This window comes from Streptomyces sp. NPDC038135, assembly GCF_055601245.1.
In genome coordinates this window covers 258257-276605 of the sequence record NZ_JBVJXS010000001.1, presented here as the reverse complement: position 1 = coordinate 276605, position 18349 = coordinate 258257, and the positions used below count along the sequence as shown (strand labels likewise).

General features: G+C 73.3%; 17 protein-coding genes. 13 read left to right on the top strand and 4 right to left on the bottom strand.

Translation table 11 applies throughout. The features are described 5' to 3' along the window. The first annotated feature begins 311 nt into the window (after positions 1-311). Positions 312-1067, top strand: a complete 756-nt coding sequence (locus tag ACZ7JA_RS01270; RefSeq protein WP_351662991.1) for a ferritin-like fold-containing protein — start codon at positions 312-314, stop codon at positions 1065-1067. 69 nt (positions 1068-1136) lie between these two features. Here ACZ7JA_RS01270 and ACZ7JA_RS01265 read toward each other — a convergent pair whose 3' ends face one another. The 4 genes from ACZ7JA_RS01265 to ACZ7JA_RS01250 form a co-directional block, all read right to left on the bottom strand. Then, positions 1137-1409, bottom strand: a complete 273-nt coding sequence (locus ACZ7JA_RS01265) for a hypothetical protein (protein ID WP_351662479.1) — start codon at positions 1407-1409, stop codon at positions 1137-1139. A gap of 171 nt (positions 1410-1580) precedes the next feature. Then, positions 1581-1808, bottom strand: coding sequence for a DUF3107 domain-containing protein (locus ACZ7JA_RS01260; protein WP_351662481.1), 228 nt, complete (start codon positions 1806-1808; stop codon positions 1581-1583). A gap of 133 nt (positions 1809-1941) precedes the next feature. After that, the gene (locus ACZ7JA_RS01255) at positions 1942-2583 is read right to left on the bottom strand and encodes a TetR/AcrR family transcriptional regulator (RefSeq protein WP_199211900.1); all 642 of its coding nucleotides are present in this window, start codon (positions 2581-2583) and stop codon (positions 1942-1944) included. A gap of 168 nt (positions 2584-2751) precedes the next feature. Next, entirely contained in the window at positions 2752-2988 is a 237-nt protein-coding gene (locus tag ACZ7JA_RS01250) for a hypothetical protein (RefSeq protein WP_470806758.1), read from the bottom strand. Between the two features lie 257 nt (positions 2989-3245). Here ACZ7JA_RS01250 and ACZ7JA_RS01245 point away from each other — a divergent pair, with 257 nt between their 5' ends. The 12 genes from ACZ7JA_RS01245 to moeZ all read left to right on the top strand — a co-directional run bounded on the left by ACZ7JA_RS01245 (position 3246) and on the right by moeZ (position 18232). Beyond that, positions 3246-4241, top strand: a complete 996-nt coding sequence (locus tag ACZ7JA_RS01245; protein ID WP_389304060.1) for an alpha/beta fold hydrolase — start codon at positions 3246-3248, stop codon at positions 4239-4241. A gap of 6 nt (positions 4242-4247) precedes the next feature. Beyond that, positions 4248-5942: a DUF3152 domain-containing protein gene (locus tag ACZ7JA_RS01240; RefSeq protein WP_470806757.1), complete on the top strand. Its 1695-nt coding sequence runs from the start codon at positions 4248-4250 to the stop codon at positions 5940-5942. A 56-nt stretch (positions 5943-5998) separates the two neighbouring features. Continuing rightward, on the top strand, positions 5999-6094 hold the full coding sequence (locus tag ACZ7JA_RS01235; RefSeq protein ID WP_351662488.1) for an Ms4533A family Cys-rich leader peptide: 96 nt from the start codon (positions 5999-6001) through the stop codon (positions 6092-6094). Positions 6095-6273: 179 nt separating this feature from the next. Beyond that, a complete protein-coding gene (locus tag ACZ7JA_RS01230) occupies positions 6274-7992 on the top strand; it encodes an ABC transporter substrate-binding protein (RefSeq protein WP_351662490.1) in 1719 nt (572 codons plus the stop codon). 4 nt (positions 7993-7996) lie between these two features. Beyond that, positions 7997-9079: an ABC transporter permease gene (locus ACZ7JA_RS01225; protein ID WP_351662492.1), complete on the top strand. Its 1083-nt coding sequence runs from the start codon at positions 7997-7999 to the stop codon at positions 9077-9079. Continuing rightward, positions 9076-10074, top strand: a complete 999-nt coding sequence (locus ACZ7JA_RS01220; protein ID WP_351662494.1) for an ABC transporter permease — start codon at positions 9076-9078, stop codon at positions 10072-10074. The genes ACZ7JA_RS01225 and ACZ7JA_RS01220 overlap by 4 nt, the downstream gene beginning before the upstream one ends. Continuing rightward, on the top strand, positions 10071-11663 hold the full coding sequence (locus ACZ7JA_RS01215; RefSeq protein ID WP_470806753.1) for a dipeptide ABC transporter ATP-binding protein: 1593 nt from the start codon (positions 10071-10073) through the stop codon (positions 11661-11663). The genes ACZ7JA_RS01220 and ACZ7JA_RS01215 overlap by 4 nt, the downstream gene beginning before the upstream one ends. A gap of 202 nt (positions 11664-11865) precedes the next feature. Continuing rightward, positions 11866-13593 (top strand): DUF3492 domain-containing protein, encoded by a 1728-nt coding sequence (locus ACZ7JA_RS01210; RefSeq protein ID WP_470806751.1) that lies wholly within the window; start codon positions 11866-11868, stop codon positions 13591-13593. Positions 13594-13769: 176 nt separating this feature from the next. Next, positions 13770-15083: a hypothetical protein gene (locus ACZ7JA_RS01205; protein ID WP_470807127.1), complete on the top strand. Its 1314-nt coding sequence runs from the start codon at positions 13770-13772 to the stop codon at positions 15081-15083. A 210-nt stretch (positions 15084-15293) separates the two neighbouring features. After that, a complete protein-coding gene (locus tag ACZ7JA_RS01200) occupies positions 15294-16253 on the top strand; it encodes an NAD-dependent epimerase/dehydratase family protein (RefSeq protein ID WP_351662500.1) in 960 nt (319 codons plus the stop codon). Beyond that, a complete protein-coding gene (locus ACZ7JA_RS01195; protein ID WP_351662502.1) occupies positions 16241-16990 on the top strand; it encodes a spherulation-specific family 4 protein in 750 nt (249 codons plus the stop codon). The genes ACZ7JA_RS01200 and ACZ7JA_RS01195 overlap by 13 nt, the downstream gene beginning before the upstream one ends. A gap of 63 nt (positions 16991-17053) precedes the next feature. Further along, positions 17054-18232 carry an adenylyltransferase/sulfurtransferase MoeZ gene (moeZ, locus tag ACZ7JA_RS01190; RefSeq protein WP_351662504.1) on the top strand — a complete coding sequence of 393 codons (1179 nt, stop codon included), beginning with the start codon at positions 17054-17056 and terminating at the stop codon, positions 18230-18232. The last annotated feature ends 117 nt before the right edge of the window (positions 18233-18349 follow it).

The window sequence follows — 18349 nt, the reverse complement described above, 5'->3', positions numbered from 1 at the left end:
ACTCGGGTCAGCCGTAAAGCACGGGACCTCTGCCGACGCTCTAGCGCTCGTACCGCTGAGGGTGTCCCTCCGGTCGACGTACGTATGTGCCGTACGGCCGGGGAGGGCTGTCGGGTCGGAGCCGATCGGGCCACCGACCGGGCATCCTCATGCGTGCGGCCTGTCGGGACGCGTCGAACATCGTCGACGCACTCAGCCAGGCGCATTACCACCATACCCCGGAATCGCGCACATGCGATGGCCGGTTTGCTCACGTAGTCGTCGTCACACTGCTCGGCCATGGGCTTCCGGGGCAGGACGAGCGGACTATTCTGCGCCTCATGACTAGCTCTGACAAGCCTGAGAACGCGTCCGCCGCCGCGGCCGGACCCACCGGCATCGCCGCCCAGGACTGGACCCGGGCCTCCGCCGACCCGCAGTACCGCGCCGCGGTCGTGGACCTGCTCGGAGCGCTCGCGTACGGCGAGCTCGCGGCGTTCGAGCGGCTCGCGGAGGACGCCAAGCTGGCGCCGACGCTCGCGGACAAGGCGGAGCTGGCCAAGATGGCGTCGGCCGAGTTCCACCACTTCGAGCGGCTGCGCGACCGGCTGACCGAGATCGGCGAAGAGCCGACCGCCGCGATGGAGCCGTTCGTGGCGGCCCTGGACGGCTTCCACCGGCAGACGGCGCCGTCGGACTGGCTGGAGGGCCTGGTCAAGGCCTACGTCGGCGACTCGATCGCCAGCGACTTCTACCGGGAGGTCGCGGCCCGCCTGGACGCCGACACACGCGAACTGGTCCTGGCCGTCCTCGACGACACCGGGCACGCCGGCTTCGCGGTGGAGAAGGTGCGCGCCGCGATCGACGCGGACCCGCGCGTGGGCGGGCGGCTGGCGCTGTGGGCGCGGCGGCTGATGGGCGAGGCGCTGTCGCAGTCGCAGCGCGTGGTCGCCGACCGGGACGCGCTGTCCACGATGCTCGTGGGCGGTGTGGCCGACGGGTTCGACCTCGCCGAGGTGGGCCGGATGTTCTCCCGTATCACCGAGGCGCACACCAAGCGGATGGCCGCGCTGGGCCTCGCGGCCTGAGGCCGCGGCCCGGCGTCCGAGGCGGCTGCGGTCGGCGGGCGGTACGCGCCCCCTCGGCGGCGCGGCCCGCTACGCCGGGATCGATCGTCGGCGCAGCCGGCGGCCGGCCGGGCGGAGCAGCAGGGACAGCGAGGCCGCCGAGACGACCGCCGCGCCCAGCAGGCTCAGCAGGGCCGTGCCGGGACCGAGCGCGCTGTGGGTGACGAAGTCGCCGAAGAGGGCGCCGGCGACACCCGTCGCGAAGACCAGGGCGGGGGCGGGAAGCCGGTGGGCCAGCCGCTGCGTCGCCGCCCAGGCGAGGAGCAGACCGACCAATGCCGATCCGAGTGCTTCCAGGATCATCTCCGGGTCCCTCCCACGGCCGGCCGGTGCTTCGCGGTCGTAGCCCGTCCTACCCGTGACCTGCGGAGTGCAACCCTCCTCTGTGGACGACTTGTGCTCCATCCGTGCGCGGACGGAAGGCGGAAGGGGCCCGGCGGCACATGCCGCCGGGCCCCTTCCGCAGAACGAGACCTACAGGGTGCCGAAGCCGACCTTGCGGACGGTCGGCTCGCCGATCTCCACGTACGCCAGACGGTCCGCCGGCACCAGGACCTTGCGGCCCTTCTCATCCTCGAGGCTGAGCAGCGGCGTCTTTCCGGCCAGGGCCTCAGCCACCACGCGCTCGACCTCGGCGACGCTCTGACCGCTCTCCAGAACGATCTCGCGGGGCGCGTGCTGCACGCCGATCTTGACCTCCACGGCTATGTCCCTCCGACGGTCAGTGCTGTGCGCGATCTTCCGCGCCGTACCAGCACACATTAGCCCGGTGAGGGGACGTAGACGCCGCGGGCCGGAACGCCATCAGCGAACACCGTGGGGGAACAGATGAACGTCAGTGGTGATCGAGGCCGTGCAGCGGGAAGCCTGCGATGCCCCGCCAGGCCAGTGAGGTCAGCAGCTGCACCGCCTGGTCGCGCGGCACGCTGCGGTCGCTGTGCAGCCAGGAGCGCGCCACCACCTGGGCGAGTCCGCCGAGACCGGAGGCCAGCAGCATCGACTCCGCGCGCGAGAGACCGGTGTCCTCGGCGATGACGTCGCAGATGGCCTCGGCGCAGTCGTTGGTCACCTTGTCGACGCGCTCGCGCACCGCGGGCTCGTTCGTCAGGTCCGACTCGAACACCAGGCGGAAGGCGCCGCCGTCGTCCTCCACGTAGGCGAAGTAGGCGTCCATGGTGGCGCGGACGCGCTGCTTGTTGTCGGTCGTCGAGGCGAGCGCGTTGCGCACCGACTGGATCAGCGCCTCGCAGTGCTGGTCCAGCAGCGCGAGGTAGAGGTCCAGCTTGCCGGGGAAGTGCTGGTAGAGCACCGGCTTGCTGACGCCGGCCCGCTCGGCGATGTCGTCCATCGCCGCGGCGTGATAGCCCTGAGCGACGAAGACCTCCTGGGCGGCGCCCAGCAACTGGTTCCGTCGGGCTCGGCGTGGCAGCCGTGTGCCACGTGGGCGTGCCGCCTCAGTCTGCTCGATGGCTGTCACGCCGCCTCCCAAAGTCGTCCACGTGCGGCGTAGGCCGCGCGGCCATCGTACTTTTCGGTAACCGTGCTGTGCGCGGTGCGAGCGCAGAATTTCACGGACCGGACGGCGATGAAAGCGGTTGACGTCCCCCTGGCGCGGCCGAACGGGTTCCGCGGGCCGGCCGCGAGGTCAGCGGTAGTCGTCCTCGTCGAGGGAGACGACGCGCCGCTGCTCGACGAGATCGGCCTCGTTGCCGCGGGCCGGGTCCACGTCCGTCAGGGGGTCGTCGTGCTCCGGTGCGATGTCCCTGTGCTGCTCGGCGGAGTCCACCTCGGGGGCCTCGACGTCGATGTCCGGGGAGTCGTCGTTCTCCCGGTCCTCGATCGCCTCGGGCTCGATCGGGTCCTCGATGGAGTCGTGGGTCATGGTGGGCTCCCTTCCTACGAACGTCCCTGGAACCGGCAGGGGCCACATCCGGGTGCCCTCTGTACGAGCCTAGGAGACACCTGATCCCGGTGCCATGCCATGGACGTCGGTCGGCCGTGTGATCGCGCGGGTCCGGAAGAGGGCGTCACCTCGTCCGGGTCCGCGCCGCGTTCCCGGTCCTGTGTCCGTGACGCACCGGTGCAATCTGTGACGGCGAACACATGAGCCGCTATGTGATCGTCTCGTAACATTGCCGCATGTCTTCGACCGAGTCGCCGTCCGTTCCGGCCGCAAGTGTCCTTCCCAGGGTCGCGCCCGTCCGGGTCGGCGAGGGCGAGCGGCTGCGGACGGTGGGACTGCCGGGGGTCACCCTGTCGCTGCGCTCGCGGCCGCCCGCGCGCGCGGGGCTGCCGCCGGCGTTCTTCGTCCACGGACTCGGCGGTTCCTCGCAGAACTGGTCCTCGCTGATGGCGGAACTGGACGGCGTCGTCGACGGCGAGGCCGTGGACCTGCCCGGCTTCGGCGACTCCCCGCCTCCGGACGACGGCGACTACTCGATCACCGGGCACGCGCGCGCGGTCATCCGCTGTCTGGACGCCGCCGGCCGCGGCCCGGTGCACCTCTTCGGCAACTCCCTCGGCGGCGCGGTCGCCACGCGCGTGGCCGCCGTACGGCCGGACCTCGTCCGCACCCTCACCCTGGTGTCGCCCGCCCTGCCGGAGCTGCGGATCCAGCGGACCGCGGTGCCGACGGGGCTGCTGGGCGTCCCCGGCATCGCCGCGCTGTTCACCAGGCTCACCCGGGAGTGGACGGCCGAGCAGCGGGTGCGCGGGGTCATGGCGCTCTGCTACGGCGACCCGGGGCGCGTGTCGCCCGAGGCGTTCGGGCACGCCGTGGAGGAACTGGAGCGGCGGCAGCAACTGCCGTACTTCTGGGACGCGATGGCGCGCTCCGCGCGCGGTATCGTCAACGCCTACACCCTGGGCGGACAGCACGGGCTGTGGCGCCAGGCCGAGCGTGTGCTCGCCCCCACCCTCCTGATCTACGGTGGTCGCGACCAACTGGTCGGCTTCCGCATGGCCCGCAAGGCCGCCCGCTCCTTCCGCGACTCGCGTCTGCTGTCGCTGCCGGAGGCGGGGCACGTGGCGATGATGGAGTATCCGGAACTGGTCGCGGGGGCGTTCCGGGAACTCCTCGCGCAGGCCGGGACACCGGGCGGCGATACGGCCGCCGACACGGACACGGAGAGCTGAGGGCTGGTGGGACGCCACAGTCGCCGCGGAGCGGCCCCCAAGGGCGACTCCGTGGACACAAACGCACAGGGAGAGACGCGGGGCGCGGCCCCCGCGGCCGGCCGCGAGGCGGAAGGACGCGAGGTCCGGCTGCCCGGCCAGCGGCAGGCCCCGGCGGGCGGCCCGGGCGCCCAGGGGGCCCCGCCGCGTCCGGCGCCGGGGACACCCGCCTTCCCGCCAGGCACGGCCCCGCGTGGTGTGCGCCGTTTCCCGGACGGGACTCCCGCGCAGGGCGTGCCGCGCCTTCCGGACGGCACGCCGGCCCAAGGAGTGCCTCGTCTCCCGGGTTTCCCGGACGGGACACCGGCTCACGGTGTGCCGCGGTTCCCGAACGGGACACCGGCGCAAGGAGTACCGCGCTTCCCGGACGGGACTCCCGCGCACGGCGTGCCGCGCCTTCCGGACGGCACGCCGGCCCGTGGGGTGCCGCGGCTGCCCGACGGGACGCCCGCCCAGGGAGTGCCGCGGGTCGGCGGTGGCGCCTTCCGGGCCCGTGGCGGACATCCCGAGCAGCGTGAGGCCGGGGGCGGCTGGGGCGAGTTCAAGGGGGCGGCCGGCGATGCCGGGACCGCTCCCGGCGGGCGGCCCGGGGCCCCCGGCGGACCGGCGGCCTCCGCGGCAGCCGGCGTCAGGCGGGGCCCGGCCGGCCCCGGCGCGGCCCTCCCGCGGCAGCGGCGCAAGGGCGGCCCCCGGCAGGACTACCTGGACGCCTTCGACGAGGACATAGACGTCTTCGAGCCCGGATCCGGCCGCCGTGCCGATCAGGGCGGCGGCCAGGGGCCGCACGATTCCGACACGGACCGGGCCGCTGCCGGGGCGGGTTCCGGTCCCGGCGGCGACGGGCCCGAGACCGCCGTGCCCGCGCCGCGGTCCGGCGGCAGGAGCCGGACCTTCACCGGTATCGCGGCCGCCGCCGTCACCACCGCACTGGCGATCGTCGTCGCCGGGCAGGTCGCCGACGGCCACGAGGACAGCGGCGTCCAGGCCCGGTCCACGGCCGGCCGGGCGGGCGACGCCGCCCCCGGCGGTACCGCGCCCGGCGCCGCGCCCCATGTGGCGGCGCTGACGTACGACCAGAAGATGGCCCGGACGTATCCGCTGAGCGCCAAGCTGAAGGGCTCGGGCAAGTTCGACGCGGTCCCGGGCCTCGACAGGGCGCCCGGCAAGGGGCAGAAGTACACCTACCGGGTGGACGTCGAGCAGGGGCTCGACCTGGACGGCGCGCTGTTCGCCGAGGCCGTGCAGAAGACGCTGAACGACGACCGCAGTTGGGCCCACGACGGTGCCCGTACCTTCGAGCGGGTCTCCTCCGGCAAACCGGACTTCGTGATCACGCTGGCCAGTCCGGGCACCACCGCCGAGTGGTGCGCCAAGTCCGGCCTGGACACCACGGAGGACAACGTCTCCTGCGACTCGGCGTCCACCGAGCGCGTGATGATCAACGCCTACCGATGGGCGCAGGGCAGCGAGACATACGGGGACAAAATCCATGCGTACCGGCAAATGCTCATCAATCACGAAGTGGGTCACCGGCTCGGCCACGGCCATGTGACCTGTGACAAGGACGGCGAACTCGCGCCGGTCATGCAGCAGCAGACCAAGTTCCTCGACCACGACGGCATTCACTGCAGACCCAACCCCTGGCCGTATCCCAGGAGTTGACGGGAAGCGCTTATGTCACTTTGACATGAGTCGCATGTTCGTTCATATTTCTCGGCATGTGGTCCCGTCACACCGTCTCGCGCAGCGCAGCCATCGAGCTGGCGCTGTTCGGTGTGACCGCGCTCTGCGTGGCCGACATCCACTGTCGCTGACGCCGCCTCCCTGGCGTTCGCGTCGCGACTTCTTCCCTTTTTCCCGTCCGTGACCGTGTCACGGGTGTCTTCGACGACCCGACGCCGGGGCCGACGTCTGTCCGCAGCCGTCTCACTCCTCGTTCATCCGTCTCACTTGTCGAGAAATCCTCGATCAGCCCCGAGAGGTCGTCATTCCGATGCGTCAACCGTCCGTCACAGCGCGCCGCGTGGCAGCGGCATCCGTCAGCCTGGTCGTGGCAGCGGGCGTCGCCGCCTGCGGTCCGCAGGACACCGATGCCAAGGGCTCGGCCGGCGACTCCGCGCCGCACAAGGGCGGCACCCTCACGGTGCTGAACTCGAACCCGCAACAGGACTTCGACCCCGCCCGCCTGTACACCTCCGGCGGCGGCAACGTCCCCTCGCTCGTCTTCCGCACCCTCACCACCCGCAACCGCGAGAGCGGCGCGGCCGGCGCGAAGGTCGTCCCCGACCTCGCCACCGACACCGGGCGGCCCAGCAAGGGCGCGACCGTGTGGACGTACACGCTGCGCAAGGGCCTCAAGTACGAGGACGGCACCCCGATCACGTCCGCCGACGTCAAGTACGGCATCGAGCGCTCCTTCGCGCCCGAACTGTCCGGCGGCGCGCCCTACCTGCGGGACTGGCTGGTCGGCGCCGCCGGCTACCAGGGTCCGTACAAGGACAAGAAGGGCCTGTCGGCGATCGAGACGCCGGACGAGCGGACCATCGTCTTCCACCTGAACAAGCCCGAGGGCGAGTTCCCGTACCTGGCCACCCAGACCCAGTTCACGCCCGTGCCGAAGGCCAAGGACACGGGCACGAAGTACGAGGAGCACCCGGTCTCGTCCGGCCCCTACAAGGTCGTCAGCAACGAGAACGACGGCGAGCACCTCGTCCTGAAGCGCAACACCCACTGGTCCACGGCCGTCGACGCCGAGCGCAAGGCCTACCCGGACACCATCGACGTCCGCTCCGGCCTCGACTCCTCCGTGATCAACCAGCGGCTGTCCGCGTCCCAGGGAGCGGACGCCGCCGCCGTCACCACGGACACCAACCTCGGCCCCGCCGAACTCGCCAAGGTCACCGGCGACAAGGACCTGGCCGCGCGCGTGGGCACCGGCCACTTCGGCTACACGAACTACATCGCCTTCAACCCGAAGGTGAAGCCCTTCGACGACCCCAGGGTGCGGCAGGCGATCTCCTACGCCATCGACCGGTCCTCGGTGGTCAACGCGGCCGGCGGCAGCGCGCTCGCCGAGCCCGCCACCACCTTCCTGCCCGACCAGAAGTCCTTCGGGTACACGCCCTACGACCCGTTCCCGGCCGGCAGGTCCGGCAACGCGGCCAAGGCCAGGGAACTGCTCGCGCAGGCCGGCCACAAGAACGGCCTCACCGTCACGCTGACCCACTCCAACAGCAAGGACTTCGAGACCAGCCCCGAGATCGCGACCGCGATCCAGGACGCCCTGAAGAAGGCCGGCATCACGGTCAGGCTGCAGGGCCTGGAGGAGAACGACTACGCGGACAAGATCCACAGCGTGAAGACCGAGCCGGGCTTCTTCCTCGCCCACTGGGGTGCCGACTGGCCCTCCGGCGGCCCCTTCCTCGCCCCCATCTTCGACGGCCGGCAGATCGTGAAGGACGGCGCGAACTTCAACACGGGCCTGCTCGACGACACGTCGGTCAACGACGAGATCGACGCGATCAACAAGCTGACCGACCTCGACGCGGCCGCCGAGCGGTGGGGCGCGCTGGACAAGAAGATCGGCGAGAAGGCCCTCGTGGTGCCGCTGTTCCACCCCGTCTACAAGCGCCTGTACGGCGAGGACGTCCGGAACATCGTCATCAGCGACTGGACCGGCGTGCTCGACATCTCCCAGGTCGCGGTGAAGTGACGCCGTGAGCGAGGCACTTGCCGCCACCCAGGCCCCCGGGACGGACACCGCCGTCCCGGGGGCCTCGGGGGCCCGTCAGTTCTGGCGGCGGCTGCGGTCGCAGCGCGCCGCACTGGTCGCCGCGGCCGTCGTCGCGCTGCTCGTCCTGGTCGCGCTCGCCGCGCCGCTGCTCACCGCCCTGGAGGGCCAGGACCCCACCACCTACCACCCGTCGCTGATCGACTCCGCGCGCGGGGGCGTGCCCGTCGGCTCGTTCGGCGGCGCCGGCGGCGGCCACTGGCTGGGCGTGGAGCCGCAGACCGGACGCGACCTGTTCGCCCGGCTGGTCTACGGGGCCCGGGTGTCGCTGGGGGTCGCGCTCGCCGCGACCGCGATCCAGGTCGCCCTCGGCGTGCTGATCGGCGTCGCCTCGGCGCTCGGCAGCCGGCTCGTCGACCAGCTGCTGAGCCGGCTCACGGACATCATCGTCGCCCTGCCGCTGATGATCATGGCGCTGGCGCTGCTCGCCATCGTCCCGACCAGCTTCCCCCGGCCGGTGCTGGTCACCTTCGTGATCGGCCTGATCGCCTGGGGCAACATCGCGAAGATCACCCGCGCGCAGACCCTCACCCTCAAGGGGCTCGACCACGTGGCCGCCGCCCGGCTCAGCGGCTGGGGCACCTGGCGGATCGCCCGCCGCGAACTGCTGCCCGGGCTCGCCGCGCCCGTCATCACCTACGCGGCCCTGCTCGTCCCCATCAACATCTCGATCGAGGCGGCCCTGTCGTTCCTCGGCGTGGGCGTGAAGCCGCCCACGCCCTCCTGGGGGCAGATGCTCACCGCCGCCGACGTCTGGTACCAGGCGGCGCCGCAGTACCTGCTGCTGCCCGCCGGGGCCCTCTTCGTCACCGTCGTCGCGCTGACCGTCCTCGGCGACGGGGTGCGCACCGCGCTGGACCCGCGCGCGGCCTCGCGGCTGCGGGTCGGCACCGGCGCCAGGGGCGAGGGCAGGGCGGCGGCCGGGACCGGCGGGGCCGACGACGGCACGGCCGGAACCGGCGACCACGCCGGTGCTGCGGCCGGATCCGGCAAGGAGGGCGCCGCGTGAACGGGTTCGGCGGTTTCGTGCTGCGCCGCACCGTCGGCGCCCTGATCACCCTGCTCGCCATCTCGGTGATCATCTACGTCGTCTTCTACGTCACCCCCGGCAACGTCGCCCAGATCAGCTGCGGCCCGCGCTGCTCGCCGGCCCAGGTCCAGCAGGTCGCCCAGCAGCTCCACCTGGGCGACCCCCTGTACCTGCGCTACTGGCACTTCCTGCAAGGCATAGTCGTCGGCCAGGACTACTCGACCGGCACCTCGGTGGCCCACTGCCCGGCGCCCTGCCTCGGGCTCTCCTACCAGAGCGACCGGCAGGTCACCGACGTCATCCTGACCAAGCTCCCGGTCAGCCTGTCACTGGTGACGGGCGCGATGGTGATCTGGCTGGTCCTCGGCGTCGGCACCGGGGTGCTCTCCGCCTGGCGGCGCGGCCGGTTCACCGAGCGGGCGCTGACCGCGGTCACCCTCGCGGGCACGGCCACCCCCGTCTTCGTCATCGGCCTGGTCCTGATGATCGTGGTCTGCGGTGAGCTGCGGCTGCTGCCGTTCCCGCAGTACGTGAAGTTCACCGACGATCCCGAGCAGTGGGCGTGGAACCTGCTGCTGCCCTGGCTCTCGCTCGCCCTCATCGAGGCCGCGGCCTTCGCCCGCCTGACCCGGGCGGCCATGCTGGAGACCCTCGCCGAGGACCACGTACGGACCTTCCGCGCCTACGGCGTCTCCGAGCGCGCGGTCGTCGGACGGCACGCCCTGCGCGGGGCGCTCGCGCCGGTCATCGCGCTGAACGCCAACAACTTCGGCGGAGCCGTCGGCGGGGCCGTCCTCACCGAGACCCTCTTCGGGCTCCCCGGCATCGGGCAGGAACTGGTCCACGCGGTCAAGGTGGTCGACCTGCCGGTCGTCGTCGGCATGGTCCTGGTCATCGGCTTCTTCGTGGTCATCGCCAACGCCGTCGCGGACGTCCTGTACGCGGTGGCCGACCGACGGGTGGTACTCGCATGAGCCTGGTCGAAGTCACGGACCTGACGGTCGAGTTCGGGTCCCTGCGGGCCGTGGACGGCCTGTCCTTCCGGCTGGAACGGGGCGAGGCCCTCGCGCTGGTCGGCGAGTCCGGTTCCGGCAAGTCCACGGTCGCCGGCGCCCTGCTGGGCCTGCACCGGGGCACCGGGGCACGGGTCGGCGGCTCGGTCCGCGTCGCGGGCACGGACGTACGGCAGGCCTCGGACGAGGAACTGCGCCGGCTGCGCGGCGCCGGGGCGGCCATGGTCTTCCAGGACCCGCTGTCCTCGCTCGACCCGTACTACTCGATCGGCGACCAGATCGCCGAGGTCCACCGCGTGCACACGCGCGTGTCGCGTCGCGCCGCACGCGCGCGTGCCGTCGAGGTGCTGGACCGGGTCGGCATCCCGGACGCGGCACGGCGGTCCCGCTCCCGCCCGCACGAGTTCAGCGGCGGCATGCGCCAGCGCGCCCTGATCGCCATGGCGCTCGCCTGCGAGCCGGAACTGCTGATCGCCGACGAGCCCACCACGGCACTCGACGTCACCGTGCAGGCCCAGATCCTCGACCTGCTGCACACGCTGCGCGCGGAGACCGGCATGGGCCTGCTGCTCGTCACCCACGACGTCGGGGTCGCCGCCGAGAGCGCCGACGAGGTGCTGGTCATGCGGCACGGCAGAGCCGTCGAACACGGCCCGGTCGGCACGGTCCTGGCGTCCCCCGGGCAGGCGTACACCCGCGAGCTGCTCGACGCCGTCCCGCGGGTGGACGCGCCCCGGGCCGCCGCACCGGCGGCCGGGGAGGTCGTACTGGAGGCCGCCGGCCTGCGGCGCGAGTTCGGGCGCGGCAAGCACGCGTTCACGGCGGTGGACGACGTCTCGCTGACCGTCCGCCGGGGCGAGACCCTGGGCGTCGTGGGGGAGAGCGGCAGCGGCAAGACGACGCTCGGCCGCATGCTGGTCGGGCTGCTGGAGCCGACCACCGGCTCGATCCGCCGCACCGGACGCCCGCACACCGGTGTGGATCCGGCCGTGCAGATGGTCTTCCAGGACCCGGTCTCCTCGCTCAACCCGCGCCGCAGCGTGGGCGAGTCCGTCGCGGACCCGCTCCGCGCGCGCGGGGAGCGCGACGAACGGCGCATCCGGGGGCGGGTGAGCGAACTGCTGGAGCGCGTGGGGCTGGAGGCGGCGCACTACGACCGCTACCCGCACGAGTTCAGCGGCGGCCAGCGCCAGCGCGTGGGCATCGCGCGGGCGCTCGCCGCGGACCCGCGCGTCATCGTCCTGGACGAGCCGGTCTCCGCGCTCGACGTCACCACGCAGGCGCAGGTGGTGGCGCTGCTCGGCGAGCTGCAGCGGGAACTCGGCCTCGCGCTCGTGTTCATCGCGCACGACCTCGCCGTGGTCCGCCAGGTCAGCGACCGGGTCGCGGTGATGCGCAACGGACGGATCGTGGAGTCCGGTCCCGCGGACGAGGTCTACGACGCCCCGCGCGAGCCCTACACCAAGCAGCTCCTGGCCGCCGTGCCCGCGCTCGACCCGCGGCTCGCGGCCGAACGGCGTGCGATCCGGCGCGAGTTGGCCGCGGCGTAACGTTTCATGCGCGGAGGATCACCTTCCGCAGTCATAGCGCGACGGAACGCGACCCGCACCGGAAAGTTACGCCCGTTCACCCCTTTTGGTGGCGCGATGGACAACCGTCCATCGCGCCACCGCCTTGTCCGCATACGTTCGTCCCGCTGCGAGCCGCCGGGACGAAGGCGGCTTCCCACTCGCGGAGATCGGGGGTGCACACGTGCGCATCGGACTGCTTACGGAGGGTGGCTACCCGTATGTGGGCGGTGACGCCGGGCTCTGGTGCGACCGGCTCGTGCGCGGGCTCGCCCAGCACGAGTTCGACGTCTACGCGCTCAGCCGCGGCCGGCAGCAGGAGGCCGCCGGCCGGTCTCCGCTCCCGCCGCAGGTCGGCCGGGTGCGTACCGCTCCGCTGTGGAAGGCCGAGGACGACGGCGTCGCCCACGGCAGGCGCGCGCGCCGGCGCTTCACCGAGTGCTACGGCGAGCTGGTCGAGGCCCTGAGCGGCGGACCCGGCGCGGCCTCGGGCTCGGCCGCCGGACCCGGGGCCGCCCCCCAGACGGACCGTTTCGGCAACGCGCTGTACGGCCTCGCCGAACTCGCCCGCGACGAGGGCGGACTGGTCGGCGCACTCCGCTCCGACACCGCCCTGCGCACCCTGGAGCGCGCCTGCCGCGCCCCCGGCGCGCCGCGCACGGCGCGCGAGGCGCGCGTGGCCGATCTGCTCACGGTCACCGCCCACCTCGAACGTGCCCTGCGCCCCCTCTCCCTGGACTGGTACGGCGACGACGGCCTCGGCGCCGCCGACCTCTGCCACGCCACCGCCGGCGGCACGGCCGCCCTGCCCGGACTGCTCGCCCGGCACCTGTGCGGAGTGCCCCTGCTGGTCACCGAGTACGGCGTACAGCTCCGCTCGCACTACCTGGCCCTCGGGCCGGACACCGCCGCCCCCGCCGTACGCGCCCTGCTCGCCGCCTTCCACGCCCTGCTCGCCACCGAGGTCTACCGGCGCGCCACCCTCCTCACCCCGGGCAACGCGCACGCCCGCCGCTGGCAGGAACGGTGCGGCGCCGACCGGGCCCGGATCCGCACCGTGCACCCCGGCATGGACGCCTCCTGCTTCGCCGAGGCCGGCGAGTCCCCGGACCGCGCCGATCCGTACACGCTCGGCTGGGTGGGACGCGTCGAACCGGCCAAGGACCTCGTGTCGCTGCTGCACGCCTTCGCCGAGGTCCGCAGGGAGGAGCCGAAGGCCCGGCTGCGGATCGTCGGCACGCCGGCGGGTCCCGAGGGCGAGGCCTATCTCGGGCACTGCCGGGTGCTCGCCGCGCAGCTCTTCCCGGACGAGGCGGAGGGCGTGCACGCGGTCGGCGACAACCCGGTCTCCTTCGAGGAGATCGGCGGACCCGAGGTGCCGACCCTGCCCGACGCGTACGCGGGCGCCGCCGTCGTCGTCCTCTCCAGCGTCGTGGAGGGCTTCCCGAACACCCTGGTGGAGGCCATGTTCAGCGGCCGCGTCACGGTGTCCACCGACGTCGGCGCGGTGGTAGAGGTCATCGGCGGCACCGGCCTCGTCGTACCGCCGCGCAACCCCCGGGCGCTCGCCGAGGCGTGCGTGGCGCTGCTGCGCGATCCCGAGCGCCGTGAGCGCCTCGGTGCCGCCGCCCGCGCCCGCGCACTCGAACTGTTCACGGTCGAGCAGAACATCGCGGCGTTCAACGGCATCTACCTGGAGATCGTCTCGCGCTGCCCGGTGCGCCGGATCGCCCTCGACGAGACGGGCGACCCGCTGCCGTTCGCCGCCCCCGCCGAGACCCACGTCCCCGTCCACTGGACCGGCACCACGGCCCGGGGACGCACCCGGGAGGCGTCCGGCCGGGCGTCCGGCGACCCGGTCCGCGCGACCTCGGGAGCGGCATGGGGAGCGGCTTCGGAGGGGGCGCTGTGAGCGGCACCGAAGGCGGCGCGCGGAGCGGTCCCGGCTGGGCGGAGAGCCTCGACGGCGCCAGGGACGCCGTGCGGGCGTCGCACGGCACGGACGCGCCGAGCAATGGCGACGAGCCGGACCGCGCGGACGCGCCGGGCGGTCGAAACGAAACGCACGGCGCGGACGCGCTGGACTTCATGGACCGGCTGGGCGAACTGGACCGCCCCGGGATGCCGGCCGGCGGCACGGCCTGGGACGAGCGGTCGCGTGAGGTGCTCACCGGTGCCGTGGCGCACGCCGGAACGGCCGCGGAGGGCCGCGCGGACCCGGTCGGCGCCGGTACGACGCCCGCGCCCCCGGCCCGGAAGGGCGCGGACGCCGCGCCCGGCGGAACCCGCACGGCCCCGTTCCGGCGCGGAAACGCCGACCCGGTGAAGAGCCTGCTGCACCGGCACCGTGAACTGTGCGAGCGGGCCGTGGACCCGCTGGAGATCGCCGCCGGACTGGAGGCGCGCGGCGTCACCGACCGGACCGCCGCCCGGTTCCGCCACCGCGACGTCTTCTCGCTCGCCGAGGAGCTGTACGCGCGCGTGCCGCGCGACGGCGCACCGGTCCCGAGCCCCGCGTCCGCACGGGGACCCCGCGTCCGGACCGGCTGGGTCCTGCTCACCCTTCTGCCCGGAGCGCTCGCCGCGGCCACCCTGACCGGACTGCGCCTGGTCCACGGCGAGCCCCGGTTGCCGGTGACCGCCGCCGGCCTGCTCGCCCTGGCCGCCGCGACGCGCGCCGCCCTGCGCCGCGGCCCCCTCGCCGCGGTGCCCGGCCCGGTCCCGTGGCGCACGGCGGCCGGCACGCGCGCGTGGACCCTCTGGCTGCTCGGCTACGCGCTGCTCGGCGACGGACTCCTGCGGACCGTCGTCGCCGGCGGTCCCGACGCACCACCCACCGGCGCTCCCGACGGCCCCTGGCCGATGACCGCCGCCCCCGTGCTGGCGCTCGCCCTGGCCTGCGCCCCGGCCGCCTGGTGCGCCCACCTCCTCGCCGCCGGCGCCCGCCGCAGGCTCGCCGGCAGCCGGGGACTCGAGGACTTCACCAGCGCCGCCCGGCCCCTGCTGGCCGGTGTCCTCGTCCTGTTCCTCGGCGCCCTCACCGGCCTGCTCGCCCTGTGCGGCACGGTCCTGCACGAGAGCGCGGCCTACCCGCAGGGTCTCGCCCTGGGCGCGCTCCTGCTGCTCGCCCGCCTGCTCGTCGCGCACCGCCGGCGCCACGCCCCCGTGCTCGCCCTCGGCGCGGCAGCGGTCGCCGAGGCGACCGCGCTCGCCCTGCTGCTGGCCACCCGGCTCCCCGGCTGCGCCTTCCTCGCCACGCCCGTGCAGACCGTGGTGGACACCTGGGGCCCGGGCGCCGTGCCGGCGCTCGCGTGCGGCGCGGCCGCGCTCGCCCTGCTGGTCCACGCGCTGCGCACCCTCACCAGGGCCTCGGCCCATGCCCCGGCGGGAGCACCCGAGTGAACCTTCCGCCACCTGCCCCGCCCGCGTCCGCCGCCACCCGCCCCGAGCGGGCGGCGGCACCCGGCCCCGGCCACGGCGTCCGGCCCCCCACCGCAGGCCACCGCATCACCCCTTCTAAGGAGAAGACCAGATGACCACCTCCCGACACGGAACGCCCGGAGCGTCCGGAGCCTTGGGAGCCGCCGGAGCGCACACCCCGGGAGCCGTCCGATGAGGGTCCTGCTGATCGGAGCCAACGGATACATCGGCCGCTTCGTCGCCGACCGCCTGCTCGCCGACCCGGCCGTCCAGCTCACCGCGCTCGGCCGCGGCGACGACGCCGACGTCCGGTTCGACCTCGCCTCGGGCAGCCCGGGGGCGCTCACCCGCTTCCTGGACGCGGTCCACCCCGGAGTGGTCGTCAACTGCGCCGGCGCCACCAGGGGCGGCGCCCGCGACCTCGTCCGGCACAACACCGTCGCCGTCGCCACCGTCTGCGAGGCGCTGCGCCGCAGCGGTTGCGGGGCCCGGCTGGTCCAGGTCGGCTGCGGGTCCGAGTACGGCCCCAGCCAGCCCGGTTCCTCCACGGCCGAGGACGCCGTGCCCCGCCCCGGCGGCCCCTACGGCGTCAGCAAGCTCGCCGCCACGGAGCTGGTCCTCGGCTCAGGACTCGACGCCGTCGTGCTCCGCGTCTTCTCGCCCGCCGGACCCGGGACCCCGGCCGGCTCCCCGCTCGGCAGGCTCGCCGAGGCCATGCGCCGGGCCATGCAGTCCGGTGACGGCGAACTCAAGCTCGGCGGACTCGGCGTCCAGCGCGACTTCATCGACGTCCGCGACGTCGCACGCGCCGTGCACGCCGCCTCCCTCTCCGCCGCGCAGGGCGTCATCAACATCGGCTCCGGCCGCGCCGTCCGCCTCCGCGACGCCGCCGCCGTCCTCGCCAGGGTCGCCGGGTACGGCGGCGCCCTGCACGAGCTCGACGCGCCCCCCGGGCCGCTGCGCAGCCCCATCGGCCACCCCCGCGCCGACTCCGAGCACGCGGCCCCGGTCGCCTACCCGTATCCCGACGGCTGCGGCAGCTGGCAGCAGGCCGACGTGCGCACCGCCCGCGACCGGCTCGGCTGGCGCCCCCGCATCAACCTCGAGGAATCCCTGGCCGACATCTGGATGGAGGCGGCATGCCGCATCTGACCAGCACCACAGCGAGCACCGCCGGTACCGGCGTCCGTACCGGCCTCGGCGTCCCCGGCTACGCCCATCCGCTGGTCGCCCCGGCCCAGTGGGCCGCACTCGCCCGCCCCGGCACACCGCTGGACTGGGTGGTGCTCAACGTCGCCTCCGGGCCCGGCAGCCGTCCCGACCCGCACTGCCTGGAGGCCGCGGGCCGGCTGCGCAACGGGGGCGTGCGCGTCCTCGGGTACCTGAACCTCGCCCACGGCGCGCGCCCCTTCGGCGACCTGCTCTCCGACGCGCACCGCCACCTCGAGTGGTACCGCGTCGACGGCTTCCTGCTCGACCGGTGTCCCACCGCGCGCGGTGGGCTGCCCGAGGTCCGCCGGGCGATCGGCACCCTGCGGGCGATCAGTGACTCCGCCCACATCGTCCTGGGCCACGGCAGCCACCCGCATCCGGGATACGCGGAGAACGCCGACCAGTTGGTGACGTTCGCGGGCCCCTGGGCCGACTACCGCTTCTCGCAGGCCGCCGAGTGGACCGCCGACTACCCGCCCGACCGCTTCTGCCACTTCGTGCACGGTGTGCCGCGCGGTCATCTGGAGGAGGCGCTGCGCATCGCCCGCTGGCAGGGCGCGGGCACGATCTACCTCACCGACCGCACCGACCGCGGCGGCCGGGCCGACCCCTGGGAGACGATGCCCGGCTACTGGGACGAGATCGTCTCGCGGATCGGAACAGGTGTCTCGGAATGAAGAAGGCCGTGGCAGTGTTACAGGGAGAACAACCGTAGTGATCGACCGACCAACGGAGTCCCCGTGTCGCTGCCACCCCTGGTCGAGCCAGCCTCTGAGCTCACCGTAGACGAGGTCCGCCGGTACTCCCGCCACCTGATCATCCCCGACGTGGGGATGGACGGGCAGAAGCGGCTGAAGAACGCCAAGGTGCTCTGTGTGGGCGCCGGCGGCCTGGGCTCGCCGGCGCTGATGTACCTGGCCGCCGCGGGCGTCGGCACGCTCGGCATCGTGGAGTTCGACGAGGTCGACGAGTCGAACCTGCAGCGCCAGATCATCCACAGCCAGGCCGACATCGGCCGCTCCAAGGCCGAGTCCGCCCGCGACAGCGTCAAGGGCATCAACCCGTACGTGAACGTGGTCCTTCACGAGGAGCGGCTCGAGGCCGACAACGTGATGGACATCTTCAGCCAGTACGACCTGATCGTCGACGGCACGGACAACTTCGCGACCCGCTACCTGGTCAACGACGCGTGCGTGCTGCTGAACAAGCCGTACGTGTGGGGTTCGATCTACCGTTTCGACGGCCAGGCCTCGGTCTTCTGGTCCGAGCACGGCCCCTGCTACCGCTGCCTCTACCCGGAGCCCCCGCCCCCGGGCATGGTCCCCTCCTGCGCCGAGGGCGGCGTGCTGGGCGTGCTGTGCGCGTCCATCGGCTCCATCCAGGTCAACGAGGCCATCAAGCTCCTCGCCGGCATCGGTGAGCCGCTGGTCGGCCGCCTGATGATCTACGACGCCCTGGAGATGCAGTACCGCCAGGTCAAGGTCCGCAAGGACCCGGACTGCGCGGTCTGCGGCGAGAACCCGACCGTCACCGAGCTCATCGACTACGAGGCCTTCTGCGGCGTCGTGTCCGAGGAGGCCCAGGCGGCGGCCGCCGACTCCACGATCACTCCCAAGCAGCTCAAGGAGTGGATCGACGACGGCGAGAGCATCGACATCATCGACGTCCGCGAGCCGAACGAGTACGAGATCGTCTCCATCCCCGGCGCCCGTCTGATCCCGAAGAACGAGTTCCTCATGGGCACCGCCCTGGAGAGCCTTCCGCAGGACAAGAAGATCGTCCTGCACTGCAAGACGGGTGTCCGCAGTGCGGAAGTCCTCGCGGTCCTGAAGTCCGCGGGCTTCTCGGACGCGGTGCACGTCGGCGGCGGCGTCATCGGCTGGGTCAACCAGATCGAGCCCGACAAGCCGGTGTACTGACCACCCCTCCCGCCTGCCGGCGGACCTGACGAAGCCCACGGCTCTGACCAGCTCAAAGCCGTGGGCTTCGGGTTTTTCCGGGGTGTGCGGTGGGCGTGGCACTCTCCCGGGCGAGTG